The organism is Salinarchaeum chitinilyticum (assembly GCF_055390775.1).
Genome location: NZ_AP043888.1, coordinates 1,532,140 through 1,557,837, shown reverse-complemented (window position 1 = coordinate 1,557,837; position 25,698 = coordinate 1,532,140). Strand labels below are relative to the sequence as shown.

The following is a 25,698-nucleotide window of genomic DNA, read 5'->3' as shown; positions in this document are numbered from 1 at the left end:
TCGATGCCTGTTCCGAAGGTTTAAATTAAATAACGATGCCACCAGTGATTACCATGGCTACGACGGGATCGACGACCGAACAACCGAGGAACTCTGCGCCTGCCGTTCCAGCCCCCGTTCCGCCGGACGATCCCGACGCGTGGTACGCACCGGACGTCCGCGAGCAGACCGAACTCTGCCCCGGCGTCGTCGCGACGATCGACGCGACCGACGGTGGCTTCGCGTACCGGATTCGCGAGCCGGCGCTGTCCCCTGGCGACGAGGATCGCCTCGCGACGATCATGGACCACTTCGAGGGCGCGACGCTCTCTCGCCCGCTCACGCGAGAGGGGACTCGCGAGCAGATGGCCGCCGGGTTCGACGAGAAGTACCGTCGTGCGATCGAGCGGCTCGTCGACGCGACCGAGGAGAGCCTCCGCCGACTGCGTTACTACGCGCTCCGGGATCTCCGGTGTCTTGGCGAACTGACGCCGCTGGCGCTGGACCCGTCCATCGAGGTCGCCGATGCCGCCGAGGACGCGCTGATCGTCCACACCGAACACTACGCGCCGGCGGTCACCGACCTGCCCGGCGACCCCGATTTTCTCGATCGGTTCGTCAGCGAGCGGTTGAACACCTACACCGTCGCGTTTCGCGAGTTCGAGATACCCGTCGTCGTCTACCGCGAGCACCTCATCGGATCCGACGCCTTCACCACGAAATACGCCGTCCGCGAGCCCGATCTCCTGCCCGGCGACGAGGAGCTGGTCGAGGAGTGCAAGACCCGCGTCTGGGAGACGAACGTCGACGGCGTCGTCGAGGACCGCGGCGCGTTCGTCCGCGAGCGCGCTCGGCTCGTGCTCTCCCGGCTGCTCACCGCACGGAACACCCGGGCGTGGTTCGACGCGACCCGCTATCGGGTCCGCTCGGCGCTCGCGACGTACGATCTCGCCGTGCCGCCGATCGACGACCGGTTCGCGGAGGACCGCCTCGAGGACCTCGTCTACTACGTGCTCCGGGACTACGTCGGCGAGGGGAAGCTGACGGTCCCGATCCGGGACGTCAATCTGGAGGACATCGAGGCCAACCGCGTCGGCGAGCGCGTGAAAGTCGTCCCCAGGTCGACCGTCTCCCACGACCGGCGGATGCCCACCAATCTCACCTTCGAGGACGAGACGGCGTTCGTCAACGTCGTTCGTCAGCTCGCCGCCGCCGACGGCGTCGAGCTCAACGCCGCCAACCCCAGCGCGAAAGTCAACCTCGCGCCGGAGGGCGTGAACGACGACGTGACAATCCGGTGTGCGGTCGCGTTGCCGGTCATCAGCGAGGACGGCCCGCACGTCTCGATCCGCAAGCAGGCGCCCGAAGCGATGACGCCGGTCGATCTCATGGACGCCGGCTCGATCTCCCCGGAGCTGGTCGCACTCCTCTGGCAGCTCTACGAGCACCGTTGCGTCGTCCTCTTCTCCGGGCCGACTGGCGCCGGCAAGACGACGCTGATGAACGCCCACATGCCGTTCGTCCGCTTCGAGGACCGCCCGATCTCCATCGACGAGGGATCCCGGGAGGTCAGACTTCCCCACGAGACTGGCGTCTCCCTGACCACGCGCGACCACGAGGACGACTACAAGCGCGTCACGATGGCGGACCTCATGACCGAGTGCAACTACCTGAACCCCGACATCGAGGTCATCGCCGAAATCAACACGCCCGCGTCCTTCGAGACCTTCGGCGAGACGCTGAACACCGGCCACGGGCTCGTCGGGACCACGCACGCCGAGGACGTCGAGAAGCTCGTGAACCGCGTCGTCGAGCAGGGGCTGCCGCCGTATCTCCTCCGGGAGATCGACCTCGTCGTCTTTCCAAAACACGTCGACGGCGAGCGCTACGTCGGCGAGGTGATCGAGTTCCTCGGCGACGACGAGTACGAGAGCGTCGGGGGCGTCCGCGGCGCGATCGAGAAGGGCGACTCCACCGTCTTCTGGAACCGCGTCGCCGAGCGGGATCAGACGGGCTCCTTCCACCTCAACTACGACCACCCGGAGCTCCCCACCGAGGAGCGCGGGGGCGGCGACGTCGCGATCGGCGAGCGCCTCGAACAGTCCGCGTTCGACCCGCCGGAGGGTCCGGCTGCGTCCCCCGACGCACCCGGCGCCGAGGCTGCAACTGTACCCACCGACGCGCCGGAGTCCGGCGGCACCGTCGGTGCAGAAGCCGACGAAGCAACGCCGACCTGCGACGTGCGCGTCTTCCACCGGATCGCCGAGCGCACCGACCGGCCAGTCCAGGCCGTCGAGGCCGAGTTCCACCGCAAGCTCCGCTACGTCCGCTATCTCCAGCGCGAGGGGCTCGACGACTTCGACGAGCTGTTCGCGTTCGTCGCCGACCTCGAGACGAACGAGGCCGCAACCGTCGAACGGCTGCGGCGGAGGGGCGAGTCGTGAGCGACGGCGCAGACGACGCTGCCGGCGCCGATCGGGCCACCCCTGACGCCGATCGGCAGGGCGGTTCTGCACGGCGGAACGCCGACGCGAACGTGCGCAGCGACGGCGGCGAGCCGACGGACGCGGTCAACGCCGCGCACGCCGCGGCGGCCGACGACCGCGACGCCGGATCGACCGGCGTGGGTCTCTCCGTCCTCGATCGGGCGCTCTACGCGCTGTTCTCCCGGCACGCCGACAGCGGCCGTCACGCCGGCGATCGTGCGACCTACCGCGGGACGGACGTCTCGACGAGCTTCGGCGTCTACGTCGCCCGGCTCTACGGTCTCTCGTGGATCGTCTTTCTCGTCGGCATCGCGTTCGCGACGGTCGTCGTCGCGGCGCTGTTGCCCGGGCAGATCGCTGCGACCCAGGCGGCGCTCCCGACGGGGAGCCGCGGCGTCGCCGCCATCCTGCTCGCGCTCCCGGCCGGCGCGCTGTTGAAGCGGGGATCGATTCACCTGGGCGGGCGCTATCTCAAACTGCGCGCTGCGGCCCGCGCCTCGAACATCGAGCGGACGCTCCCGGGCGCCGTCCGCTACCTCCGGGTGCTCTCGACCGGCAGTGACGACCTCCGCGGGATGCTCCGGAAGGTCGCGAACAACCGTGAGGCCTACGGACACACCTCCGTCGCGTTCCGGACGGCGCTGAACAAGGCCTCGCTGACGGGGAGTCTGGGCGAGGGGCTGCGGATCGTCGCACGGGACACGCCCTCTCGGGACACGCTCGCGCCGTTCCTCCTCAAGTTCCGCGAGCACGCGAGCCAGGGTCAGGACGAGCTGACGTCCTACCTCCGCATGGAGGCGCGGATGCTCTCCCACCGGCAGTCGCGTGCGCGACAGCGGCGTCAGGACTTCCTCGAGCTGCTCGCGGAGCTGTTCATCGTCATGCTCGTGTTGCCCTCGCTACTGGTCATCGTCATCTCCGTCCTGAGCGTGCTCTCGACGGGCCTCTCGGGGACCATCTCGACGCCGTTCGGTGCGATCGCACTCCGGGCGCTCGTGATCTACTCGAGTGCGGTGCTCGTACTTCTCGTCGGGCTGGGTGCGTCGATGGCCGTGGAGAGCCTCCGGCCACCGGGACAGTCCCGGCGCTACGCTCGTCCGGATACGATGGCCGAGACGCTCGCCGCGGTGACGACGAATCCGGCATGTACGGTCGTGTTCGCACTCCCGTTCGCTGTCGGGACCGGAGTCCTCCTCGTCGCCACCGGGTTCGACCTGCTGAACGTCGTCCTGTTGAGCTACGCCCTGGGGTCGATTCCCGTCGGCGTCGTCTCGATCCGGCGCTCCCGGATCGACGACGCGAAAGACCGCGAGATCAAGGACTTCGTCCACGCGGTCTCCGGCCACGTCGCGCTCGGCCGGCCGTTCTCGGAAGCCGTCGACATCGTCGCGAGGGAGGTAGATCTCGGCCCGCTCGATCCTGACGTCGCCGACCTCGCCTTCAACTCCCGGCTCACGACCCACGACGGCGACCTCCGGAGCGAGGCGCTCGATCGCTTCGTCGAGCGCGTGGGCACGCCGCTGGCCGAGCAGACGATCGGGCTCGTGACGGGGGCGCTGGATTCCGGCGGCGACGTCGAGGACGTCTTCGACGCGCTCCAGACCGAGGTGGGACGGCTCCACCACGAGAAGCAGGCGTTGCGCTCGTCGATGCAGGTCTACGTCGCCGTCGGCTGGACCACGGCACTGCTGATCGTCGGGATCACGATCGCCGTCAACAGCTACGTCATCGACGGGTTCACGCAGCTCTCGGCGGTCTCGGAGGTCGACGGCTCGATCGGGTTCGATCCCGGCGCGGTCGACCTCGACGCGATGCGATTCCGGTTCTACGTCGTGACCCAGTGCACGCTGGTCGCCTGTGGCTGGTTCGCGGGCGTCGCGAACCGCGGGCGGTACGAGGGGCTGCTTCACTCCGGGCTGCTCGTCCTGCTTGGCTACCTGCTCTTCCGCGGGGTGGGAATGGCGTGAGCCGGCGCCGGAGCGGTCCACCTCGACGACGCCGGGAAGGTGCGTCCGGGCGAGGATGCGACGACGGGCAGAGCGGATCTCGCAGATGGAGCCGCGCGCAGTCCCACGTCGTGGGCGTCAGCCTGATGATCGGAATCACGGTGCTTGCACTGGGCGGCCTCACCGTCGCGATCGGGACCGTCGTCGATTCGGGTGCGAGTGACGCCGAAGCCAACCGCGTCGCCAATGCGATGACGGTCGTCGCGGAGCCGGGCGACGTGGTCGGGACCGCCGAGGCCGAGCTGCGCTTCGGCGACGGCACGCTCACCACGGAGCAGCGCACGATCCGCCTCATCGACGCGAGCAACGGCAGCGTGATCGAACGCGTCGATTCGGACGTGCTGGTCTACACCGTCGACGACCACACGGTCGTCGGCGGCAACGGCGCCGTGCTTCAGGGCGCCGCAAGCGGCGCGACGATGGTCGAACAGCCCTCGATCGTCGCCGACAGGGGCACCGACGGCGTGTTGCTGATCGGCGCACCGGCGATCGACGCCGAGAACGTCTCCTTCGGCACGAACGGTCCCGCTCGCGTCACGCTACGTGCGTCGGTCACCCACGACCGACTGGATCTCGGCGAGCGCAGCGTCCGGGTGGCCGTCGAGACGGCCTATCCCCGAGCATGGGCGGAGTTCTTCGAACGAAAGGGAGCGACGGTCGTGGATCGCTCGCGGACGTTCGACGACGACGGCGGCACCGACGGCGAGTCGAGCGTCGTCGCGGAGTTCCCGGGCCAGCGCCAGACCTATCTGATCGTCCACCGGACCGACCTGGAGGTGCTGCCGTGACTCGCGGACCGGCCCGACGCGGAAGCGATCGGGATCGCGACCGGGCGCTGTCCGCCGTCGTCGGCAAGTCCCTGGAGGCCGGGATCGTCGTGCTCTACATCTCGACGATGGTCGGCGTCCTCTACGGCGGCGTCGTCCCCGAGTACCAGGCGACGGCCGGCGAGGAACTCGGGGAGCGGGTGCTCGCCGAGAGCGTCCTGGAGGTCCGGACTGCGGTGCCGGCCGACCCGCAGTCGACCGGGACCGCCCGGCACCAGCTCCCGCGGACGATCGACGACGAGCCCTACCGCATCGTCGCGCGGAACGAATCGCTCCGGCTGGTTCTGGACGGCTCCGACGCGACGATCGAGCTGCCACTCCGGCTGCCGCCGGATGTCCAGCGCGTGGAGGGCGAGTGGCGCAGCAGCGCCCCGGCCGTCGTCCGCGTCGAGCGAACGCCGACGGGTCGCATCGTGCGATTGGAGGCGGGATCGGAATGAGCACCGCGTGGGATTCCGGCGGATCGTCGCCGTCGCTGTTCGGGGACGACCGTGGCCTCTCGACGATCCTCTCGCTCGTCGCGGCGATCACGGTCGTGACCATCACGTTCGCAGGGACGATGGTGATCGTCGAGGACGCCTTCCGGGACACGCGCCGTGGCGACGCCGAGCGCGCGACGGCCATCCAGGCCAGCGACCGGCTCGTCGCCGCTGGCGGCCCGATCGCCGTCTCGCAGAACGTACTCGACGCGGACGAACTCGACTCCCTCTCGGCGGCCGATCTCCGGCAGGTCGGTGCTACCGACCGCTTCGCGATGGCGGTCGCGGTCGACGGCGAGCGGGTCGCCGCGGTCGGGGATCCCCACACCGGTCACGTCGTCCGCCGGATCGCGCTGGTCCAGTCGACCGAGCGCGTCGAACGAACGCCGGTGCTGTCCGGCACCGATCCCGGCGTCACGTTGCCGGTTCGGACCGACGAAGTCGAGTTGACGATCGCACCCCCGGCGAACACCACCGTCACCGAGGTCCGGTCCGGCGGTCGCGTCGTCCTCGAAGACGCCGGCGGGCTCACCGGCACCTTCTCCGTCGACACATCGCCGTACCGAACGCTCTCGCTGGATTTCGAGACGACCGGCCCGCTCGAGACCGGTGACGTGGCGATCGCCTACGACGCGACGAACAGCGAGCGGATCGTCCTCTCGGTCACGGTGGACGACACGCAGCGAGCGTCGGGTGGAGGTGCGTCGGTGTGACTCGACTCGCCGGCGCCCACGACGACCCGGATACGGACCGCGCCCAGCTCTCGATGCCCGTCGTCGAGGCCGGCATCGGCGTGGTCATGATCCTCTCGCTGGCGGCGCTGCTCGCGATCGGCACGCCGGCACCACAGGTGGACGATCCCCAGCTCGACGTTTACGCCGAGGACGTCGCCGTCGTGCTCGCCGAGGAGCCGCCACGCCACGGCGGCACGACCCGACTCGACGAGCTGACGCGTTCGCAGTCGAGCTTCGATCGCGAGGCCCCTGCGCTCGATCGCCGGGTAGAGACGCTGCTCCCGGCGAACCTCCTCTATCGGATCGAGACGCCCCACGGTGCGGTCGGGTTCGAGCGGCCCACCGGCGCCGTGACCGGTGCCTCGACGGTGACGACCCAGCACGGCGAGGTGCGCGTGGAGGTGTGGCACCCGTGATCGACGGCATTGGCAGTGAACGGGACGACGTCGATAGCGGCGGTGTCGACAGCGGTGGCGATGGAGACGGTCAACGTGGCGGCGCTGGCAAGGGCACCGATCGCGATGGAGGCCGGTCCCGGCTCGCCGGTCGCCGGAGCCAGCTCGTCCTCGTCGCCGCGGGCGTGATCGCGATGGGGCTGCTCCCAGTGGTGATCGCCTACACGCAGCTGGGCTACGCCGGCATGGCCGCCAGCGATCCCACCGCGACGACGCCGACGGACGACGCCCAGTGGGCGGTCGAACGGGCGGCGTTCTCCGCGAGCACCGAACTCCAGGGTGCCCGGGATTGGGACGCTCGGACCGAGGTCGTCGACGACGTGGCGGCCCGGTTCGACGCCCGGGTGGCTTCGATCGAGACCGGGAGCGTCGAGCGCGGCACCGTCCACCAGATCGAGCGGAACGGCTCGGCGGCGACCGCCTGGGCCAGCGCGAGCTGTCCGGGTGGGCCCGACCGGCAGTTCGGCCCCTGCGAGGCGGTCGACGGCGTGGTCGTTCAGGAGCGGGGCGGCGACACTCACGTCGTCGCGATCGCGGTGGATCTGCGGACTGTGGTGGAGGATGCGACGTACGACGGGACGTACGTGCTGGACGCCGAGGTCGGTGGCACGGCCGGGGGATGAGTGGCGTTCTGGCCGACCCGTCATGCCTTTCGAGGCCGTCACCATCCGAACCGTCGAAACCACTTTATTCCGTCGGCGATGGTGATCACCATGGCTGATGATGACACGCACACTGGAAAACTCGAATCGACCGACCGGCGAACCACACTCCGGCTAATTGGCGGTGCGGCCGCGACGGTCACCGGGCTCGCAGGCGTCTCGGCCGCGGCGAGTGCGTTCAACGGTGACGACGGGGACGTCACCGGCTCAGCGGACTACCCCCGCGTCACGACGCGCGACCACTTCGACGTTCACTGGTGGTACGGCGACCAGCTCACCGACGGCCACACTGCCACCGATTACGATACGGTCGGGGCGATCCCCGGATGGGATGGTGGCGGTGCTCCCGGGGAGCTGGTCGTCGCCGTCCACGGCTGGCTGACCGCGGCCGACGAGGCGCCGGATCACTTCGCGACGGTCGAGACCTCGCTGGCGGAGAACGAATTCGACGCGCCGGTCGTCGGGTTCAGCTACGACGCGGACACCGGGGTCAGCAACTGGTGGCCGGCGACGGATATCGCCGAGCGGAACGGTCCGAAGCTCGCCGCCTTCCTCGCCGACTACGCGGACCAGCATCCGGCGACGGCGGTTCGTTTGACCGGCCATTCGCTCGGCGCTCGCGTCGTGCTCTCAGCGATCGAATCCCTCCACCAGGCCGGCAGGGACGACGTCGTCGCCTCGGCCACGTTGCTGGGCGGTGCGGCGGACGACGGCGCCGTCTCCACGGACGGTCGCTACGGCGCCGCCATCGAGGCTGCCGGCGGGCAGGTCGACAATTTCTGGAAGGACGACGACGGCGTGCTCCAGTGGGCCTACTCGACCGGAGAGTTCGACAGCGCCGTCGGCGAAGAGGGCTGTGACGGCCCCCGGCCGGCGAACTACACCGATCACAACGTCGACTACGTTCCCGACCACTTCTCCTACCACGAGCCCGCCGACGGCTGCATGCCTGCGGTCGTGGATGCGTTCTGATCGGTCGGTTGCTCCGTTTCAGGAACGGTCGTCCTATAGCCCGAAGCGCTCGCCGTCGATCGCCAGCGGCGCCTCGAACGCCTCGTCGGGCTCGAAGTTGTGCGAGCAGTGGACGAGGCGCACCTCGGCGGCGTCGAGTTCCTCCGCCATCGACAGCGCGCCGGTCCGGGTCATGTGCTTCGTGCCGAACGTCCGCGGGACGCCGTTCTCGTCGACGTGGTCGCCGCCCTTCGGGTGGTGTTCGCAGTAGCTCGCGGGGACGATCGCGTCGGCCAGCAGGAGGTCGGCGCCCCGGAGCACGTCGCGCGAGCGCTCGGGAATGGCGAAGCTCGTGTCGCCGGTGAGTGCAAGCGCGGCGCCCGTCTCCGGGTCCTCGACCAGCAGGCCGTAGCACACCAGCGGCGGGTGCTCGACCGGGACCAGGGTGACCTCGAACCCGCACGTCTCGATCTGCTCGAACGGCGTGGCGTCGTGGACGGTGACGGTGTCGAGATAGTCGTAGCGCTGCCGAGCGGTCTCGGCGACGGACTTTCCGGTGACGGGATCCGTTTCGTTTGCGGCGTAGATCGGGAGATCGCGGAGGAGCCGGTAGACGTTGCCCAGTCCGTCGAGGTGGTCGAAGTGGACGTGGGTAACGATACCGGCGTCGGGCAGGGGAACGTCGAATTGGAGGAACTGCTGGCGGAAGTCGGGGCTGAAGTCGATCAGGAGGGACTCGTCCGTGCGCTCGTTCCGGACGTGGACGGAGAAACGCGTGCGCTCGACGCCGAGTTCCTCGGCGCGCTGGCAGGTGTCGCAGTCGCAACCGGGCGCTGGCGTGCCGATGGTGTCACCCGTTCCCAGCAGCGTGACCTCCATTCGTGTGGTGGTGTTCGTGGCGCGGGCGTCATACCCTTCGCGGTTCGGCTTTGGAGAGTAGTGCAAAAAGGCGAACCTACGGCCAGAGATAGGACGACGACAGCAGACAGCTTGGAAGCCCCCTCCCACTCGTCACTTCTGACTCGCTGTCGCCGAAAATCGGAGATTTTCGAGATGACGAAAGAGCTTCGCTCTTTCGAACCACGCGCTTCCCTCGCTCCCTACGGTCGCTCAGTCCAGTGCTTACGTCGTCGGAAGTGACGACCGGTCACCGGGAGACCTTCGGTCTCCCGGGCAGACGGACGTAGTCCGTCAACGGCCCCTTCCAGTCCCACCCGATGGCATTCGACGAGTGTGCGCGAAACCCCGATGGACTGCGTCGCGGAGCGTTCGACGGTGGAGGCTGCAAGCGTACGGATGCGGCGGCGGTCGCCTCGATTTAGTCGGTCCGATCACACCCGCAGTATCGATCCCCAGAGGTAGGGCGCGACGAGCAGCGTGATCGGGACGACGATCCAGACCTGCCCGGCGGTGACGTCGTACTGCCCGATCGTGACCGAAACGGGCGTTCCCTCGGCGTAGCCGACGAGGAACTCGAAGCCGACCGTGAGGATCGTCCAGCCCGCGCCGATGGCGAGCAGTTCGGCGTCGGTGAAGGCTCTGTCCGACCACGCGAAGAAGGCGTAGCTCACGGACAGGATGAGGAGGACGAGGAGCGCGGTGCTCAGGACGTGTGCGCGGTACTCGTCCATCCGCGGGACGAGCATCGTCTCGCGAAAGACGCCGTTCGCGACCGCCAGGACAGCGAGCAGGAGCCAGACGCCGAGCGGTGCGAGGAACACCTCTGGACGGACGGTGGCGAGTGGGGTCGAGACCATGCGCTATCTACGTGGCAACCTCCGAAAAAGCTGCTCGCGGCTCCCGTGGCGGGAGAATCAGTCGTCCGCGTGGTCGTGGTCGCCGTGGTCGTGATCGTGTTCGTGGTCGTGTCCGCCGTCCGCGGCGGCGTCTTCTTCCTCGTCGTTGCCGCTGATGTCGCCGCCGGCGACCAGCGCGTCGGCGTCGCCGTCGATCATGTCCATGTTCTTGAGGTTGTCACGCTCCTCGAAGTCCTGGATCGCGGCGAGCAGGTCCTCCTGGGTCAGTTCGGTGCGCCCCTCCGTGAGCGCGGAGAGGACGGCCTCGCGCATGACGAGCCGGAGGTCGCTGCCGGTGAGCCCCTCGGTCTTGTCGCCCAGTGACGCCGGATCGAACTCGTCGATCGTCATCTCCCGGGTGATGATCTCGAAGATGTCCGCCCGCATGCCGGAGTCCGGCTTCGGGAAGTTGACGATCTCGTCGAAGCGCCGCCACGCCGCGGCGTCGAGGTCGTCGGGGTGGTTCGTCGCGCCGATGAGCAGGACGTCGTCGCGAACGAGACTGATCTCGTCGATGGACTTGAGCAGCGTGTTGACCGCGCGCTTGATCGCGGCGTGTTCGTCGGAAGAGCGGGTCTTCGCGACGAAGTCGAACTCGTCGATGAAGAGGATGCAGGGGGAGAGCCGCTTGGCGACCTCGAAGACCTTCTCGACGTTCTTGGCGGTCTCGCCGAGGTACTGGCTCGTGATCATCGAGAGCTTGACCTCGACGAACGGCAGGTCGAGCTCGTGGGCGAGCCCGCGAGCCGTCGACGTCTTGCCGGTCCCCGGCGGGCCGACGAACAGTAGCTTCCCGATCTCCCGGAGGCCGATCCGCGCGAGGTAGTCGCGGTGCTCGATCGCGGTGACGATCTTGTCGATCTCGCCCTCCTGGTCGGCGGTCAACACGAGGTCGTCGAGCGTGATCTCGATCTCCTCGGGCGCCCGGATGTCCACGAGGTCGAGCATCTCCTGGTCGTCCTCGTCGTCCGCGCCGAAGTACTCCTCGAGCAGCGAGTCGATCCAGACCCGGTCGGCCTGGATCGGTCGGTTGGCCTCGCGGGCTGTCTCGTAGTCCAGCTCCTCGGGCGCGTCCTCGTGTCCCTCGAAGTACGACGCCAGCGTGGGGTTGGTCTCCAGGCGCTCCAGGTCCGCGCGCTCCAGGAACCAGGACTCGGCGAGCTCCCGCTTCGTGAAGGAGATCGTCCCCGAGAAGTCGTCCCGGTCGGTGAACATCAGCCCCGACACGGCCTCCCAGGGCCGCTCGTGGCCGGTCGCGGCGCGGGCGGTCTCGTTCGTGGTCGCCAGCGGCCGCTCGATCGTGCCGTCTTCCCAGAAGACGCTGCGGTAGCGCGGCGGCAAGTCGTTCTCGTCGAGGTCCCGGTCGTCGCCGTATAGCTCCGCCGTCAGCAGGAACTCGACGACGTCCAGCTCCGGTGTGCTCATTCCCCGATTGGTTGGTACCCCCGGGCGTTAAGGGCGTCGAAGTCCGAAACGACTGCGAACCGGTGGCAGGGATGGCGAAACCTGCGGTCGCTGGTCACTCGGCCGTCGCAGAACGAGCGCGTCGCTACTCCTGAACGTCGATGGAGTCGTCTTCGTCGAGGTCGATCACGACGTCGAAACGCTCGCGGTACCCCTCGAGCACGTCGTCGTCGTGAACTTCCGTCGAGAGGTGGAACAGGCCGACGGCGTCGTGTTCGACCAGCAGGTCCAGGATCCGCTCGACGGCGTCGCGGGCGTCGTCCTCGCCGGCGTAGTAGGCCAGTTCGGTGACGGAGTCGAAGCTGAGCCTGATCTTCCCATCGTGGGCCTCGAGGAACGACTCGGTCTGCTCGACGATGCCGTCGGTGTCGTCCGGCGAGGAGACGTAGTGAACGTCGTCGCGGGAGCGCCGGGAGTAGCCCCGCTCGACGGAGAGCGTGTCGAGAATGACGGCGCTGTCCTCGTCGACGTCGTAGTAATCGAGCTTCTGCGTGACCTCTCGGGCTGTGGTTCGCGTCGAGATCACGAGGAAGTGGTCCGTGTCTTTCTTCAGGAAGTCGGTGTCCACGCGGTCGGTCTCCGCCGTGCTCGGGTGTACCAGCAGTACGCTCGTTCCCCCGGGGATCGACGCCGGACCCCCGTCGACCGCGAGCTCGTAGTCCATACCTACCGCGTGGGCACGGAGTCACCTTAATTCCTGTTCGACAGTCCGTGACAGGCGGTCGGTCGAAATTCCCTTGCCCCGGGGACGTCTCGGCGGGAGTATGAGCGTTCGCGAGGAGTTCGACGACTGGGCGGCCGAGGGCCGCGACAGGGGAATGGAGGAGCGACACTGGCGGACGGCCAAACACGCGCTCTCCTCGATGCCCGTCGAGGCGGGCGACACCGTCCTCGACTTCGGCTCGGGGAGTGGCTACGCCGCCCGTGCGCTCCGCGAGGCGGCCGACGCCGGGCGCGCGATCGGGATCGACGGCGCGCCAGAGATGGTGGGGAACGCCCGCGAGTACACCGAGGACGACGAAATCGAGTTCGTCGCCGGCGACTTCCATCACCTGCCGCTGCCGGACGATTCGATCGACCACGCGTGGTCGATGGAGGCGTTCTACTACGCCGCCGATCCCCACGCAGCACTCGCGGAGCTACGAAGGGTGCTTCGCTCCGGTGGCACATTCTACTGTGGCGTCAACTTCTGGACGGAACACGAGTACAGCGCCGGCTGGGCGGACGAGATCGACCTCGACATGACTCGCTGGACGGAGGCGGAGTACCGCGAGGCGTTCCGTGATGCAGGGTTCCACGTCGCGGGCCAGACCCGGATCCCCGACCACGAGACGGAGATCCCACCCGCATCGGAGTTCCCGAAGCAGTGGTACGAGACGCGCGAGGAGCTGCGCGAGAGCTGCAGGGAGTACGGCACGCTGTTCACCGTTGGCGTGGTCCCCTGAATCGGCTGCCGTACCGTCGGCCGCCTCTCACCCCCGTCTATCGGTGGATACCACCGAACTTCTCAACTGTTCACTTGATTTCCACCGAACGAACGAACTCCAGATCGCTCAGCTGCGTCAGTAGGTCACCGGGCGCCTCGCCGTCGATGATGACGTAACAGCGCGCCTCGTCGGTGAACTCCGGATCCTCCGTGATGATCTGGCGGATCGAAAGCTCCCGCTCGGCCAGCAGCTGGGAGAGCTCCGCGACGATGCCGTGCTCCTGGGCCTCCGCGACCTCCACGGTCAGCACGGTCAGGTCAAGCACCGGCGCGAGGTCCATCAGACTGGGCACCTGGGAGATGTTCTGGAAGATGCGCCGGAGCTCCTCGTCCTCGAGGATCGCGTCCGTCGTCGAGTCCACGACCCGCCGGTCGACGTCGATCTCTCTGGCGATTCCGGTGTTCGGAATCTCGATGCCGCCGGAGACCACGCGTCCCTCGTCGTTGACGGAAAAGCCGCGCTCCAGGAGCAGGCGAATCACCGCCTGCTGACTCGGACTGCCCTCGAACTTCTCCAGAATCTCGTCGAACATGCTCGGGCGTTCGCTCCGGGGTGGTTTGAAGGTGGGGGATGAATGCGGCTATAAATAATGTGGGTTGGCGTGGAATCGTTCGCGAGTGTTCCGGTCTTCGGAGTTTCTCCGATCGCTACTGCACGACTCTCTACTAGGGAAATCAGTATCGGGATGTAGAGAAGTATCGGTAATGGTCCCCTCCGAAAGCCCCAGGGCGCTCGATACACCGTCGGAGCAAGCTCCGACGAGGTCACACTCGCTACGCTCGCGTGACTCCCGGGGCTCGCTGCGCGCTTAACTCGCTCCCTTCGGTCGCTCGTTACAGTGCTTACTTCGCCCGGGGACAGCCGAGTCGCCCTGCCCCTTTCGATGTATCGAAGGATCGCAGATCCTTCGTACCTCGCGAGACCGAAGGTCTCGCTCAGTACCGGAAGATCGGAGATCTTCCGTACCTCGCGAAATCAAAGATTTCGCTCAGCCCCACCCACAGCACCTCACTCCTCCCCAGCCTTCTGCGCTGCTCACTCCGTTGCGCTGCCTGAGGCGAAGCCTCAGACTTGCTGGATCTCCGATCCAGCATCGCTCGGCCCTCGCGCGCTGGCTGGCGCGGCCGCTCGCCCGCTTCGGGGCTCGCAGCCGGCGCCAGCGCGCGCCGAAGAGGTCCACCGGGGTGTCGCGCTCGATAAACGATCAAGCGGGGGGCTTCGGAAGGGGCCGACCGCTCGTCGCGCGTAACGAAGTAAGCACCGCAGCCGACCGGAGGGAGGCGAGGCGCGTCGTTCGAAAGACGCGGAGCGTCTTTCGTGACTGAGCGGGATCTTCGATCCCGCGAGGTCGACGGGAGCTTTGCTCCCGTCTGATCACGAGAGAGCTCCGCTCTCTCGGACGACAGCGAGTTAGGCGCGTCGAGCGGGAGGGGCTTCCGTAGCTGTTTGCTGTCCAAGTCACCCTGCGGCGCGATTTGCAAGACTCAGTAGTCAAGCAACGCACCGTAAAGCCGAACCGCGGACCTATCCCGGGACGTGCGTACCTCTACAGCTCGCCCTTGGTGCTGGGCGTTCCGGAGCGCCGCTCGTCGATCCGCGTCGCGTCGTCCATCGCCCGGGCGAACCCCTTGAACAGCGCCTCGATCTCGTGGTGGGCGTTCCGCCCTTCGATCTCGGCGTGGAGGGTCAGCCCGGCGTTCAGCGCCAGGGACTCGAAGAAGTGCCGGGCCATGTCGCTGGCCATCTCGCCGACGGCGGCCTGGGAGAAGGTGCCCTCGAAGTAGAAGCGCGGCCGGCCGGAGACGTCGACGACGACCGACGCGACGGCCTCGTCGAGGGGAACCCGACGGTCGGCGTAGCGGACGATCCGCTCGCGTTCGCCCAGCGCCTCGTCGAAGGCCTCGCCGAGCGCGATCCCGACGTCCTCGACGGTGTGGTGGTCGTCGACCTCGAGATCGCCGTCACACTGGACGGTCAGGTCGAACAGGCCGTGGGTGGCCAGCGCTTCGAGCATGTGATCGAAAAACGCGATCCCGGTGTCCACCTCGGCCTCGCCGGCCCCGTCGATCTCGAGGGTCAGGTCGATCTCGGTTTCCGCCGTCTCGCGGCTAACCGCCGCCGCTCGGTCGCTCATGGCTCGCGGTACGCAGGGGCCCTATTAATCGCTGGCGCTCCCACGAGAAGGAGTTTCAGGGGTTTGGATTGGAACTGCTACCGCAAACGCAGCCTGGAAAGCCCTCGGCGCGCTCGCGGTCGCTCGCCCTTTCATTCCGCCAGGGACGTGGTCGGTGCCGTTGCTGGTCATCATCGAACACGAAAACGTACAACGCCCTGTGGAACGCCGGTCGCCGCTAGTCGGCGCTGGCGCAGGCAGTTTCGGCGCGGGTCCGCCGGACTTCGGCGACGCGAACGAGGAGGATCAGGCCGAGTGCGATCAACAGCGGGATCACGAGCAGCTGCATCCCGGTCGCCGGATCGACGTCGCTCAGCACGAACCCCATGACTGCCGGCGTCACGCCCACACCCAGCGAGGAAGAGATCGCGGCGACGGCCGTCACCGGGCCGCTGTACTCCGGTGCGGCGTCGGTCGCGTAGGACACGAGCAGGGGGAAACAGCCCGACATGAGGAGGCCGATTGCGAGGATCCCTGGAAGCACCCAGAGCCCGTCGGCGAACACGAACGTCGCGACGAACGTCGGCACCATCAGGAGGAGCACGGCGGCGATGAGTCGGACGTAGCCGACCCGCTCGGAGAGCCGTCCGTAGGCGAAGCGGCCGGGGACGTAGCCCGCGATCATGATCGAGAGCGTACCACCGGCGATCCAGCCGGGGAGCTCGCTCTCAGCGTAGGTGGGTAGCCAGAGGAAGAGTCCACCCTCAACGCCCGTCGCGAAGAACATGACCAGGGCCATCCCGAGGATCTCCGGCCGGCGGAGGAGCGCCTTTACGTCCTCCCTGGCCAGGGGCTCCTCCTCGGTCTCGACGGCGGGCTCGTCGAGCGACCAGACGACGATCCCGAGAACGACCAGCATCGCGGCGAGGATCCAGAACGCGTACCGCCAGGAGAGAAATGCGACGCAGGCGACGACGAGCAGCGGTGCGAGTGCAGCACCGATCGCCCACGTCATGTCGTAGTAGCCGTAGATCCGGCCACGCCGGGTGGGGTAGAAGTGGCTCAGAAGCGGCCGATTTAGCCCCCGAACGACGCCGATCGCCGCGCCCTGAAAGACGGCTGCAGCGAGGACGACGAGCATGATCGGTGCGGCCCCGAGCACCAGGAGTGCGACCGCGTTCGCGACGAGCGCGCCAGCGACGATCATTCGTGGCTTGAGATGTCCAGCACCGAAGCCCACGAACGTCACCGAGCACAGGTAGCCGAGCGTCCCGGCGGGCGCGATGAGCCCGAGCTGCCACTCGGGCGCGTCGAACGTCGCGCCGAGCTCGGGCAGGACCGGCCCGCGGGCCATCATCGCACCGCCGCCGATCGCCAGCGCCGCGAAGATGACGACCGTCCAGCGGAGCCGGTTCGAGCGGTTCGCGTCCGCGAGCGCGGCGCCTGATCCGCCCGTCCCCTCGCCGCTCACGCGCCGCTCCCCCCTGTCCTGATCGTGCTACCGCAGGCTCGACGCTCGCTCATTCGTGCGGAGCCAGGATCGCTGTCGAGAAAACTTTTTCTAATAGTAAAAGAAGATAGCTTCCAATGTCGACCGATCGGCTCCGCGACGCACTGGCCGATCTCGGACTCTCGCGCACGGAGATCGACGCGTATCTCGTCGTTCTCGAGGGTGGCGAGGCGACGATGCGCGCGGTGTCGGAACGCGCGGACGTCTCACAGAGCTACGTCTACGAAATCGCCGGCGAGCTCGCAGATCGTGGCCTCGTCACCGTCGACGAGAGCGTCACCCCGACGGTGCTTCGCGCCCGCCCGCCCGCCGAGGCGGTCGAAGCGCTCTCGACGCGGCTTTCGGCCTTCGAGCGTGCCGCCAGCGAGCGCTACGCTGCGTCGAGCCGCGAGGACGCCGGCTTCGAGACCATCCGCTCGGCGAGGACCGTCCGCCGCCGGATCCAGCGCCAGCTCGAGCGTGCGAACACCGAGCTCTACCTCGTCGTCCCCGGGAGCGAGCTGGCCGACCTCCACGATCCCCTCCTCGCGGCGCGCGAGCGGGGGGTGACGGTGTACTGCATGCTCACTGCCCCGGAGCCGGACACCGCCCTCGACGACCACCGGCCGGCCGTCGACTGGGCGACCGTCGTCCGGACGTGGGACGGGACCCCTCCGGTCGTCGTGCTCCGGGACGGCAGCGCCGGCGTGATGGGCGCCCACGGCCTCCTCACCCCGGGATCCGACGGGATCCAGCACGCAGTCGCGTTCGGTCAGCCGGAGGTCGCCGGTGCGTTCTACGGCTCCTCGCTCGGGAACGTCTGGCCGATGGGTGCCGAGCGGGCGGTCGCCGATCCGCCAGCGCTTCCCGTCCAGTTCGACCTCTTTCGGTCCGGCGTGACCGCGGCTGCGATCCACCGCGAGGCGAACACCGATCTGGTGGCCGACGTGACGCTCGTCGACGCCGAAACTGGGGAGGAACGGAGCGTCTCCGGTGCGCCGGTGACCGGCGTCCGGCAGAGTCTCGTCGAACCGTCGAACGCGGCCTTCCCCATCGAGAGTGCGCTGCAACTCGAGACGGACGCCGGACGCGTCTCCGTGGGCGGCATCTCCGAAGGGTTCGGTGCGTACCACGAGCCGTTCGCTGCGGCGTCGGTCACGCTCCGCCGCGCAGACGGATCTCGGTAGTAACAGCAAAAACGACTCGAATCGTCGGCCATTGCAACTGAATTATGCTGTACTGAACCCGCCTATCTCGGTGGATTCGGCGTGCTGTTCGGTGGAAATCGCTGCGCTCTCCAGGTGCCGATCAGCCGTCGTTTTCCAGCGCCGCAAGCGCTTCCGCGAGCGTAAATTCGCCCTCGTAGAGTGCGCTCCCGACGACGACCGCCGCCGCGCCAGTCTCGCGGAGCGCGAGCACGTCGTCGATCGTCGCCACGCCGCCGCTCGCGATCACCGGAATCGAGACGGCGTCGACGAGTCGCTCGACGGGTTCGGTTCGCACGCCCTCGAGACGCCCCTCGACGTCGACGTTCGTGAAGAGGATGCCCGCTGCGCCGAGATCGGCGTACCGCTCGCCGGCGGTCGCGGGATCGAGCCCCGTGCTCTCCGTCCACCCCTCGACGACGACCTCGCCGTCCTTCGCATCGAGACTGACGACGACGCTATCTGGTCGTCGCTCGCTGATCTCTGCGACGATCTCCGGGCGCTCGACGGCTGCCGTGCCGAGAATGACGCGATCGATCCCGAGGTCGAGGAGCTCGATCGCGTCCTCGACCGTGCGGATCCCACCCCCGAGCTGGACGTCGACGGTCTCGGGCACCGTCTCGACGATCGCTTCGACTGCGTCGGCGTTCACGCGCTCGCCCTCGAACGCCCCGTCGAGATCCACGAGGTGGAGCGTCGTCGCTCCCTGTTCGAGCCACCTGTTCGCGGCGTCGACCGGGTCGCCGTAGCGACGGTCGGTCCCGCGTTCGCCCTGGACGAGCTGGACGACCTCACCGTCGCGGAGGTCCACGGCCGGAACGACGGTGAACGGATCGCTTGTCATGGCTCAGACCGGGCGATCAGGACGCCTATCGCTTTCGCTCTCGTCCGACTCCCGGGCAAATGTCCGACCTGGTGGATCGTCCGTCTGGCCAGATCTAGTTCGATAGGCTGTTCGGCGACATCGGGGAGACCACCGATCGACTCGAACGGTCCGCCAACGGCGTCGACGTCGGACCCCGGCGCCGCAAAACGGAGACCGTCCGTTCGAACGGCGACACCCAACGCCGCCATCGACCAACGGTAGCGCTATCGAAGACGCCTGGTCTGGCGACCGATCGTCGACGGCGACCTGCTCATCGGCGCGACACCGGACGAGGAGTGACCGAGTCGCCCGCCGGTCCTTTCTCCGAGAATCGCCGGCTTCTGGAATCGACGTTCGCACACCGGGCCATTCCTCTATCGACGAACGACCAGTTATTGGGCCTATCTGTTCCGCCATTGCTCCACAGATGACGAATATCGGGGCGAACGATGGCGATAATTGTACCAACCTCTACGTACGTACGGCATCCGATCGAACCGATCGCTGTGATCGACGAGGAGTTGCCCGCCGACTGGGATCGGGAACGGCTCCCCGGCGGCGTGGACGCGGATCGCCGACCGTCGTTCGTCGCCTTCAGGCACACCTCCGGCGACGTGCGCGTCCGGATCGCGCCGCCGAACGCCGACCTCGAGCGCAACGCCCACGCGCTGACGGTGACGCTGTTTCCCGGCACCGAGCTCGCGACGACCCGGGAGGTCCGCTCGGTCGCGAGCGAGGAGCGGGTCGGCGAGCTGGCCGTGGAGTGGATGAAGCTCTTCGACGGCCGCTACGAGAGCCCGGCCGACGTCGAGCAGGCTGCCCAGTTCGCCATCGAGCGGATCGCGCCCCCGGACGTCGTTCTCGACTCCCTGGTTACCAAGGACGAGTGAGGGCATCGGAGTGCACGGCGCGCGCCGTTCGGCCGGCTCAGTTCTCGCCGAACCGTTACCGCTCCACGGTCAGCAGTGCGACCCGCTCGCGGACGAGGGTGGCAAGCGCCGCCTCGTCGTCCAAGACGGCGTCGCTGGCCGCCAGCTCGGCGTCGTCGATCTCGAAGAAGCTGCGGAGCCGCTCGGGGTCGGCCAGCTCGACCCCTCGTTTCAGGGCCGCCGGCTCGATCAGCGTCCGGACGGCGTCGGCTGCACCGGCTTCGTCGGCGGAATCGTGCTCGTTGGCCTCCCCAGCGCGCGCGGATCGTTCCGCGTCGAATGGCGCCGCGACGAGCACGACGACGGGCGTCCGACCTCTCACGCCGAGCTCCAGCGCGACGTCGATCTGGCGGGTGCCAGCCGCGTAGCAGAGCACCTCGACGGCGGGGTCGCGGGCGATCGCCTCGCCACGCTCGGTCGCCCGCCGCGCCGTGGCGAGCGCCTGCTCGAGGTGCCCCTCGCCGGCGACGAGCCGGGCGTCGAACGCCTGGACGACGCAGTCGTGGTCGTCACCGATCTCGGCGAGCGAGTCGAGGAAGACGTTGAGGTCGTCGACGTCGGCGTACCCCTCGACGAGTCTCACGCAAAATCCCCCAGGTTCGACTGGCCGTTATCGTCGTCGCCGCTTCCGGTCGCCTCCCCGCCGTCCTCATTTCCGCCGCCGTTCGCTGCGAGCGTCGCGTCGGCCTCGGCGTCCGCGTCGGCGTCGACGGTCTCCATCGAGGCGTCCTCACGTCCGGCGTTCTCGAGGATGGTCTCGGCGGTCGCCTCGCGTCCGCGCAGCGCGCCGAGAATCACGCTCTTGTCGGCGGTTCGGAGCGCCTCGCGGTCCTCGATCCCCGCTCGGTAGAGTCGACGGGCGCGCTTGCGGCCGACGCCCCGGACGCCGACGAGGTCGAGCAGTTCGTCCTTGACGCCGTGCTGGACGCGCATCCTGGCCTCCCTGACGTCGTCGACGACGGGCGCGTCGAGCTCCGCGACGATCTCCTCCGTCGCGCCGAGCAGCCACTCCGCGGTGTCGACTTTCGAGCGGATGTCGCCGGGGCCAACGCCGTGGCGGTTCGTGATCCGGTCCTCGTCGAGCTCTTCCGCCCAGTCCTCCATGAGCTTCGCCGTCTTGAGCGCCGAGAGCCAGTGCTCGAAGCGGTCGTCCTCGTACTCGCTCGGTGCGGCGCCGAGCAGCTCGGTCTCGTGTTCGTAGTAGAGCTCCGAGTACTTCTCGCGGTCGCCGGATTTGAGGTAGAGCTCGTACATGTCCGGCGTGCGCGAGACGAGGTGGTAGAGCGCGAGTGGCGTGAGCGAGACCGACTCGTCGTACTCGGGGCCGTCGTCGGCCGCCGCGTCGTCGGCTTCGGTTCGGCCGTCGGCACTCGACTCCTCGGCGACGCCTTCGGCCGTCTCGTCACTGGCAGGGTCCGCTGCCCCGCTCTCGTCCTCGCCGACGAGTTCGCTGGCGGGGGTGAAGCCGCCGTTGGCGGTCTCTTCGTTCACAGCTGCGGCGCCGTCCGCCGATCCAGCGTCACCGGCCGCCGCGCCGCCCATCGCCTCGTCGGCACTGCTCGACTCGCTGACGGTCCGCGTCGTTTCGGGGTCGTCCACCTGGAGCGCGTGCTCGATCCCGTCGACGATCGTCGCGGCGCTCATCGGGTCGAGGTAGAGCCGCGAGACGGTGTGGCCGAGATTGGTGGCGGTGAGCGTATCGCCGGAAGACTCGCTTCGCTCGCCTTCCGAGCCCGCACTCGCTTCGCTCGCGCGGACGCCGTCCCGCTCCAGGAAGTCATTGCGCTGGAGGTAGACGAGCACGTCCTCGACGACCCGCTCGATGCGGCCGGCCTCGGTGGTCTGGCTGGCGTAGAGGGTCTCCTCGAGGAAGGAGAGGAGCTCCTCTCGCGAGCGGGCGAACCCGGAGGCGACGGTCGCGAGCACGTGCGTTCGGAGGGCTGGTTCTGCGGCGAGCTTCGACTGCACCGGCTCGGGATCGGCCTCGACGTAGCGATCGAACAGCTCGTCGAGCTCGTCGTGGCCCTTCGCGAGCAGGAGCGCCTCGCCGTAGGGGTCCATCCCTGGCCGCCCCGCCCGCCCCATCATCTGGTGGACCTCGAGGACGGGCAGGGGTTTCATGCCGCCGGAGCTGCCGTCGAACCGTCGCCAGTCCCGGACGACGACCCGCCTGCTCGGGGTGTTGACGCCCGCGGCGAGCGTCGGCGTCGCGGAGACGACCTTCACGAGCCGGTCGCGGAAGGCGTCCTCGATCAGGCTGCGGTGCTCGCTGGCGAGCCCGGCGTGGTGGAACGCGGCGCCCTGCTGGACCGCGTCGGCGAGGTCGTCGCTGGTCTCGGTGTCGCTCACGCCGCGGATCTCTTCGGCCAGGGAGGCGAGCTTCGCGCGTTCATCGGGGTCGAGTTTCGATTCGACGACGGAGCCGAGTCGGCCCGCCGCAGCCTCGGCGTTCCGGCGCGAGTTGACGAACACGAGCGTCGAGCCGCCGTCCTCGAGCGTGTCTCGGACGATCGCGCCCGTCGCGGACTCGCTGGCGCCGACGGGGAGCTCCTCTCTCGTGGCTTCGTCCTCGCCGTCGTCGAAGTGGGCGGCGTCGCCGAAGTGTACGCCCATCCGGAGCTCGATCGGGCGCCAGTCGGTGTCGACGAGGGCCGCGTCGAGCCAGTCGGCGATCTCGTCGGCGTTGTCGATCGTCGCGGAGAGGGCGACGATCTGTGCGCCCGGATTCAGCTGGCGGAGCTTCGCGAGGGTGACCTCGAGAGTCGGCCCGCGTTCGGGATCGTCGATGAGGTGGACCTCGTCGGAGACCACGCAGCCGAGATTCTCGATCCAGGAGGCGCCGTTGCGCACGAGCGAGTCGACCTTCTCCGACGTCGCGACCACGAGATCCTTGCTCGCGAGCCACTCGCCGCTTGCCTCGTAGTTCCCGGTGGAGATGCCGACGTCGATGCCCATCGCTTCCAGCGCCTCGAACTCCTCGGCCTTCTCGCTGGCGAGCGCGCGGAGTGGCACGATGTACAGCGCGGTCCCGCCACGGTCGATCGCCGAGATCATCGCGAGCTGCGCGATCAGCGTCTTGCCACTCGCGGTGGGAACGCTCGCGACGAGGTTCTCTCCCTCGGTGACGCCCGCGTCTACTGCTTCTGCCTGTGGTGGGTACAGCGAGTCGATGCCCTCCGAGCGCAGGTGCTCGACGGCGCCAGTGGGTAGCTCTGGGATCGACTCGACGTCCATTCGTCACGGGGTAGGCGCGTACTCCGGGTTAGGGTTTCGGATGCGGGGTTAGGCGAACGACCCTCGGTGACGCGGATTCCGTATCGCGTTGAGCGATATAGTGGCGACTGTCTCCCTACGTCACCTCCTGCACCGAAATCGACCGTATTGAACGCCTCGACGCATTCTCGCGTCGATTTCGTTCTCGCTGGCGTCCAGTCCTTCGCCCTCCGGATCGACACGCCTGTGGCTCTTCGTCCGCCGAGCCGATCCCAAACCGCTGAAGCAGTCCCGGCCCCAACCGGTGATCGAATGCAATACGACGCGGTCGTCTTCGACAACGACGGGGTGCTCGTCGAACCCACGAGCCTGAACGTCATCCGCTCGGCGATCCGGGAGGCCTTCGACGAGGTCGGGGTCGTGGATCCCGACGAGGAGCACGTCGATCAGCTGATCGGCGTGACCGTCGAGGACGTCCACGCCGTCGCTGACACGTACGACCTGGATCCCGACGAGCTCTGGCTGGCCCGGGACACCGCCGGCTCCAGACACCAGTCGGAGCTGATCCGCAACGGCGGGAAGGCGCTCTTCCCCGACGTCGACGCGCTCACAGACATCTCCGTGCCGATGGGGATCGTCTCGAACAACCAGCACGCCACGGTGGAGACGATCGTCGATCACTACGAGCTGGCAGAGCACTTCGACGTGATCTACGGCCGCCAGCCGACGCTCACCGACATCGGCCGCAAGAAACCCGACACGTACTACCTCGACCGCACGCTCTCGGAGCTGGGCGGGATCGAAGACGCCCTCTACGTCGGTGACAGCGCGAAGGACGTGGAAGTGGCCCACCGCGTCGGCGTCGACGCGGCCTTCGTCCGGCGATCACACAACGAGCACGTCGAACTCCCCAAGGAGCCGGCGTACGAGGTCGCCGACCTGGCGGCACTCGTGGACGCGATCGACGGCTCTCTCGGCGGCTGAGTTGGGCCCGCGGAGGGGGAGATCGTCTTTATTTCTGGAGGTGAGCAGTTCGTTGGCGAGCGAATCGCAGGAAAGCGACGGCTTTTCCGACGACGGCGAATCAATAGGTGTCTGCCTGATTGTTGCCAATTCTATATCGCATTATATGGTTTATATCCTCGATAACGCGGCTTTTCCGCCCGTTTCAGTACGTCTGGCGGTGCTCGTCGGTGGGGTCTCGGAGTTGCTGACTGCGAGATTCGACTACTAGAGAGATCAGCTTGGTACGGTGGAGTTGGCTGGACAGTGAACCACTCCAGAAGCCCCCTCCCGCTCGACGATAGTTGACTCGCCGAGAGACGTTCCGGCTCGCTTCGCTAGCGGGTTGCGTCTCTCGAGCCACTCGCTCACTCCGTTCGCGAGGACGCTGCGCACTTTCTTCGTTCGCTACGCTCGCTCAGTCCAGTGCTTACTTCGTCAGCTATCGTCGACTGGCCGGCCCCTTCCAGTCCCGCCCTGGGGGGATTGGAGGAGCGTTGCGTTGCGGAAATTCGGGCGCGCCCAGCACTGGGGATCGCCCGGCGGTCTCCGCTCACTGGCGATCCACCGGAGCGAAGACCCTTCCAAAATCCATCGGGCTGGACTGGAAGGGGCCGTTGACGGACTATGTCCGTCTGCTCGGGAGACCGGAGGTCTCCCGGTGACCGCTCGAGTTCGCTCGCTCGCTGCGCGCGGCCTCGCTGACGCTTGGCCGTGCTTACTTCGCGAGCGGACTCGAGCGGGAGGGGCTTCCGTAGGGGCTGCTGCCCACCTCACTCCACAACTCAAAAATTGAGTTTCCTAGTAGTCGTTTCCGACAGGACAGCAAGTGAGTCACTGCTCGATCGTGGCGACCGTCGAGGGTCGAGAAAACAGTGGACCGGTCAGGCCTGGACAGAAGTGTCGACCGTGTGGTCGATCTTGACGATGCCGTAGTTGCACTCTTCACAGCGGAACTTCCGCTTGCGACCGAGGTGGAGCTCCGTGCGCGCGGTCAACCAGAACGTCTGCTCCTCGCTGCAGTCCGGGCAGGTGTGTTCGAGTTCGTCGCTCATTGGCCGAGTGTGGATGGCCGCGAGGTTTGAACGTACTGATTTCTGCGAGATTCGCGAGGCTGCAGGTGGTCGGCCAGTTCGCGGTTCGCGTGCCGCCGTGGACCGTCTCGCCGCCGATTCTTTATATAGTATATCGAATATCGCGATATCAAATCCGGACAGATCGTCCGTCCGTGTGATCGATCCGGTTTCGCTTCGAATCGGGCATCTGAGCGCGTTTCCTGCCGGTATTGTCCGTTTGCTGATCGCGAACCGCTCGCTGCCGTGATCGCCACAACCGAAACGCATCTCGACTTGGTCCTGCCGAATTCGGCCGATTGCAGCTGTGAGGGCGGTTATCGGTACCGATGGATGGGTCGAGGGGCACGACGCGCTGGTGAAGGAATTAGATGCATCTAATAATCTAATTAGACAGAAACTACTTTATAGTTCGGACAGCCAACTACCACTCGATACAACACATGCAGTCCGAGTACGCGAGGGGCGCGCTGCCCACTGTCC

23 protein-coding genes are annotated in these 25,698 nt (G+C 67.6%); 12 read left to right on the top strand and 11 right to left on the bottom strand.

The genetic code is table 11. The features are described 5' to 3' along the window. Positions 1-53: 53 nt before the first annotated feature. The 8 genes from ACZ5KP_RS07595 to ACZ5KP_RS07560 all read left to right on the top strand — a co-directional run bounded on the left by ACZ5KP_RS07595 (position 54) and on the right by ACZ5KP_RS07560 (position 8,600). Complete coding sequence (locus tag ACZ5KP_RS07595; RefSeq protein WP_460922917.1) at positions 54-2,423, top strand: type II/IV secretion system ATPase subunit; 2,370 nt, start codon at positions 54-56, stop codon at positions 2,421-2,423. 92 nt (positions 2,424-2,515) lie between these two features. After that, entirely contained in the window at positions 2,516-4,432 is a 1,917-nt protein-coding gene (locus ACZ5KP_RS07590) for a type II secretion system F family protein (protein ID WP_460923436.1), read from the top strand. Continuing rightward, entirely contained in the window at positions 4,429-5,259 is an 831-nt protein-coding gene (locus ACZ5KP_RS07585) for a DUF7289 family protein (RefSeq protein ID WP_460922919.1), read from the top strand. The genes ACZ5KP_RS07590 and ACZ5KP_RS07585 overlap by 4 nt, the downstream gene beginning before the upstream one ends. Further along, positions 5,256-5,738: a DUF7266 family protein gene (locus tag ACZ5KP_RS07580; protein ID WP_460922921.1), complete on the top strand. Its 483-nt coding sequence runs from the start codon at positions 5,256-5,258 to the stop codon at positions 5,736-5,738. Before ACZ5KP_RS07585 ends, ACZ5KP_RS07580 begins: the two co-directional genes overlap by 4 nt. Then, complete coding sequence (locus tag ACZ5KP_RS07575) at positions 5,735-6,490, top strand: DUF7263 family protein (protein WP_460922923.1); 756 nt, start codon at positions 5,735-5,737, stop codon at positions 6,488-6,490. Before ACZ5KP_RS07580 ends, ACZ5KP_RS07575 begins: the two co-directional genes overlap by 4 nt. Further along, on the top strand, positions 6,487-6,927 hold the full coding sequence (locus ACZ5KP_RS07570) for a DUF7262 family protein (RefSeq protein WP_460922925.1): 441 nt from the start codon (positions 6,487-6,489) through the stop codon (positions 6,925-6,927). The genes ACZ5KP_RS07575 and ACZ5KP_RS07570 overlap by 4 nt, the downstream gene beginning before the upstream one ends. Continuing rightward, positions 6,915-7,589 carry a DUF7261 family protein gene (locus ACZ5KP_RS07565; RefSeq protein ID WP_460922926.1) on the top strand — a complete coding sequence of 225 codons (675 nt, stop codon included), beginning with the start codon at positions 6,915-6,917 and terminating at the stop codon, positions 7,587-7,589. The genes ACZ5KP_RS07570 and ACZ5KP_RS07565 overlap by 13 nt, the downstream gene beginning before the upstream one ends. Before the next feature lie 90 nt (positions 7,590-7,679). Continuing rightward, positions 7,680-8,600 (top strand): DUF726 domain-containing protein, encoded by a 921-nt coding sequence (locus ACZ5KP_RS07560; protein ID WP_460922928.1) that lies wholly within the window; start codon positions 7,680-7,682, stop codon positions 8,598-8,600. A gap of 33 nt (positions 8,601-8,633) precedes the next feature. On the opposite strand, the gene ACZ5KP_RS07555 is transcribed toward ACZ5KP_RS07560, so the two are convergent. From ACZ5KP_RS07555 to ACZ5KP_RS07540, 4 genes are all read right to left on the bottom strand, one after another. Continuing rightward, a complete protein-coding gene (locus tag ACZ5KP_RS07555; RefSeq protein ID WP_460922930.1) occupies positions 8,634-9,458 on the bottom strand; it encodes an MBL fold metallo-hydrolase in 825 nt (274 codons plus the stop codon). A gap of 452 nt (positions 9,459-9,910) precedes the next feature. After that, positions 9,911-10,336: a hypothetical protein gene (locus tag ACZ5KP_RS07550; RefSeq protein WP_460922932.1), complete on the bottom strand. Its 426-nt coding sequence runs from the start codon at positions 10,334-10,336 to the stop codon at positions 9,911-9,913. Between the two features lie 57 nt (positions 10,337-10,393). Then, positions 10,394-11,800 (bottom strand): ATP-binding protein, encoded by a 1,407-nt coding sequence (locus ACZ5KP_RS07545; RefSeq protein WP_460922934.1) that lies wholly within the window; start codon positions 11,798-11,800, stop codon positions 10,394-10,396. A 124-nt stretch (positions 11,801-11,924) separates the two neighbouring features. Further along, complete coding sequence (locus tag ACZ5KP_RS07540) at positions 11,925-12,503, bottom strand: DUF7090 family protein (protein WP_460922935.1); 579 nt, start codon at positions 12,501-12,503, stop codon at positions 11,925-11,927. Positions 12,504-12,603: 100 nt separating this feature from the next. Here ACZ5KP_RS07540 and ACZ5KP_RS07535 point away from each other — a divergent pair, with 100 nt between their 5' ends. Further along, entirely contained in the window at positions 12,604-13,284 is a 681-nt protein-coding gene (locus ACZ5KP_RS07535; protein ID WP_460922937.1) for a class I SAM-dependent methyltransferase, read from the top strand. A 70-nt stretch (positions 13,285-13,354) separates the two neighbouring features. On the opposite strand, the gene ACZ5KP_RS07530 is transcribed toward ACZ5KP_RS07535, so the two are convergent. The 3 genes from ACZ5KP_RS07530 to ACZ5KP_RS07520 form a co-directional block, all read right to left on the bottom strand. After that, positions 13,355-13,858, bottom strand: coding sequence for an amino acid-binding protein (locus tag ACZ5KP_RS07530; protein ID WP_460922939.1), 504 nt, complete (start codon positions 13,856-13,858; stop codon positions 13,355-13,357). Between the two features lie 1,014 nt (positions 13,859-14,872). After that, on the bottom strand, positions 14,873-15,460 hold the full coding sequence (gene hisB / locus ACZ5KP_RS07525; protein WP_460922941.1) for an imidazoleglycerol-phosphate dehydratase HisB: 588 nt from the start codon (positions 15,458-15,460) through the stop codon (positions 14,873-14,875). Positions 15,461-15,677: 217 nt separating this feature from the next. Beyond that, positions 15,678-16,910, bottom strand: a complete 1,233-nt coding sequence (locus ACZ5KP_RS07520; RefSeq protein ID WP_460922943.1) for an MFS transporter — start codon at positions 16,908-16,910, stop codon at positions 15,678-15,680. Positions 16,911-17,026: 116 nt separating this feature from the next. Between ACZ5KP_RS07520 and ACZ5KP_RS07515 the strand changes: the two genes are divergently transcribed. Next, entirely contained in the window at positions 17,027-18,115 is a 1,089-nt protein-coding gene (locus ACZ5KP_RS07515) for a TrmB family transcriptional regulator sugar-binding domain-containing protein (protein WP_460922945.1), read from the top strand. Between the two features lie 121 nt (positions 18,116-18,236). On the opposite strand, the gene hisA is transcribed toward ACZ5KP_RS07515, so the two are convergent. After that, complete coding sequence (hisA, locus tag ACZ5KP_RS07510) at positions 18,237-18,977, bottom strand: 1-(5-phosphoribosyl)-5-[(5-phosphoribosylamino)methylideneamino]imidazole-4-carboxamide isomerase (protein WP_460922947.1); 741 nt, start codon at positions 18,975-18,977, stop codon at positions 18,237-18,239. A 527-nt stretch (positions 18,978-19,504) separates the two neighbouring features. Here hisA and ACZ5KP_RS07505 point away from each other — a divergent pair. After that, positions 19,505-19,888: a hypothetical protein gene (locus tag ACZ5KP_RS07505; protein WP_460922949.1), complete on the top strand. Its 384-nt coding sequence runs from the start codon at positions 19,505-19,507 to the stop codon at positions 19,886-19,888. A gap of 55 nt (positions 19,889-19,943) precedes the next feature. On the opposite strand, the gene cgi121 is transcribed toward ACZ5KP_RS07505, so the two are convergent. Beyond that, entirely contained in the window at positions 19,944-20,510 is a 567-nt protein-coding gene (cgi121, locus tag ACZ5KP_RS07500; RefSeq protein WP_460922951.1) for a KEOPS complex subunit Cgi121, read from the bottom strand. Then, a complete protein-coding gene (locus ACZ5KP_RS07495; RefSeq protein WP_460922953.1) occupies positions 20,507-23,161 on the bottom strand; it encodes an ATP-dependent DNA helicase in 2,655 nt (884 codons plus the stop codon). Before ACZ5KP_RS07495 ends, cgi121 begins: the two co-directional genes overlap by 4 nt. A 291-nt stretch (positions 23,162-23,452) precedes the next feature. On the opposite strand from ACZ5KP_RS07495, the gene ACZ5KP_RS07490 reads away from it, so the two are divergent. Continuing rightward, positions 23,453-24,124: an HAD family hydrolase gene (locus ACZ5KP_RS07490; RefSeq protein ID WP_460922955.1), complete on the top strand. Its 672-nt coding sequence runs from the start codon at positions 23,453-23,455 to the stop codon at positions 24,122-24,124. A 902-nt stretch (positions 24,125-25,026) separates the two neighbouring features. On the opposite strand, the gene ACZ5KP_RS07485 is transcribed toward ACZ5KP_RS07490, so the two are convergent. Continuing rightward, positions 25,027-25,197, bottom strand: coding sequence for a DUF7838 family putative zinc beta-ribbon protein (locus ACZ5KP_RS07485; protein ID WP_460922957.1), 171 nt, complete (start codon positions 25,195-25,197; stop codon positions 25,027-25,029). Positions 25,198-25,698 lie beyond the last annotated feature (501 nt).

Bases quoted from the DNA above. Each gene is read 5' to 3' on its own strand.
- ACZ5KP_RS07530 (WP_460922939.1), bottom strand. From the start codon at position 13,858: ATGTTCGACGAGATTCTGGAGAAGTTCGAGGGCAGTCCGAGTCAGCAG.
- ACZ5KP_RS07540 (WP_460922935.1), bottom strand. From the start codon at position 12,503: ATGGACTACGAGCTCGCGGTCGACGGGGGTCCGGCGTCGATCCCCGGG.
- ACZ5KP_RS07575 (WP_460922923.1), top strand. From the start codon at position 5,735: ATGAGCACCGCGTGGGATTCCGGCGGATCGTCGCCGTCGCTGTTCGGG.
- ACZ5KP_RS07560 (WP_460922928.1), top strand. From the start codon at position 7,680: ATGGCTGATGATGACACGCACACTGGAAAACTCGAATCGACCGACCGG.
- ACZ5KP_RS07535 (WP_460922937.1), top strand. From the start codon at position 12,604: ATGAGCGTTCGCGAGGAGTTCGACGACTGGGCGGCCGAGGGCCGCGAC.
- ACZ5KP_RS07515 (WP_460922945.1), top strand. From the start codon at position 17,027: ATGTCGACCGATCGGCTCCGCGACGCACTGGCCGATCTCGGACTCTCG.
- ACZ5KP_RS07550 (WP_460922932.1), bottom strand. From the start codon at position 10,336: ATGGTCTCGACCCCACTCGCCACCGTCCGTCCAGAGGTGTTCCTCGCA.
- ACZ5KP_RS07595 (WP_460922917.1), top strand. From the start codon at position 54: ATGGCTACGACGGGATCGACGACCGAACAACCGAGGAACTCTGCGCCT.
- hisA (WP_460922947.1), bottom strand. From the start codon at position 18,977: ATGACAAGCGATCCGTTCACCGTCGTTCCGGCCGTGGACCTCCGCGAC.
- ACZ5KP_RS07555 (WP_460922930.1), bottom strand. From the start codon at position 9,458: ATGGAGGTCACGCTGCTGGGAACGGGTGACACCATCGGCACGCCAGCG.
- ACZ5KP_RS07490 (WP_460922955.1), top strand. From the start codon at position 23,453: ATGCAATACGACGCGGTCGTCTTCGACAACGACGGGGTGCTCGTCGAA.
- ACZ5KP_RS07545 (WP_460922934.1), bottom strand. From the start codon at position 11,800: ATGAGCACACCGGAGCTGGACGTCGTCGAGTTCCTGCTGACGGCGGAG.
- ACZ5KP_RS07485 (WP_460922957.1), bottom strand. From the start codon at position 25,197: ATGAGCGACGAACTCGAACACACCTGCCCGGACTGCAGCGAGGAGCAG.
- hisB (WP_460922941.1), bottom strand. From the start codon at position 15,460: ATGAGCGACCGAGCGGCGGCGGTTAGCCGCGAGACGGCGGAAACCGAG.
- ACZ5KP_RS07495 (WP_460922953.1), bottom strand. From the start codon at position 23,161: ATGGACGTCGAGTCGATCCCAGAGCTACCCACTGGCGCCGTCGAGCAC.